Genomic DNA, 440 nt, shown 5'->3' on the forward strand with positions numbered 1-440 from the left:
ATCTCCAGGGTGAGTTCGTCATGGTTGCGCAGGAAGATGCCCCATTGGCAACCGGACGGGATGGCGGGGGTCTTGGCGAGGATTTCGGAGACGGGGTAGCGCGATTCGCGGCGTACGGCCATGAAGATGCGGGGCATGACGGGGAAGTGGAAGGCCATGTGGCATTCGTCGCCGCCGTCGCTGAAGTCGCCGAAGTAGTCGACGACGTCCTCGGGCCACTGGTTGGCCTCGGCGAGCAGGACCGTGTCCGGGTAGTGCGCGTCGATCTCCGCGCGCACCCGCTTCAGGAGCTCATGGGTGCGCGGCAGGTTCTCGCAGTTGGTGCCCTCCTCGGCGTACAGATACGGCACGGCGTCCAGGCGGAAGCCGTCGATGCCGAGGTCCAGCCAGAACCGCAGCGCCGAGACGATCTCCTCCTGGACGGCCGGGTTCTCGTAATT

General features: G+C 65.7%; 1 protein-coding gene. It reads right to left on the reverse strand.

Annotated features, from left to right (window positions below; all coding sequences use genetic code 11):
- The coding region (locus STRAU_RS32505) for an alpha-amylase family glycosyl hydrolase (protein WP_037663391.1) at positions 1-440 on the reverse strand (440 nt) is incomplete at both ends.

The organism is Streptomyces aurantiacus JA 4570 (genome assembly GCF_000414115.1).
Classification (GTDB): Bacteria; Actinomycetota; Actinomycetes; order Streptomycetales; family Streptomycetaceae; genus Streptomyces; species Streptomyces aurantiacus_A.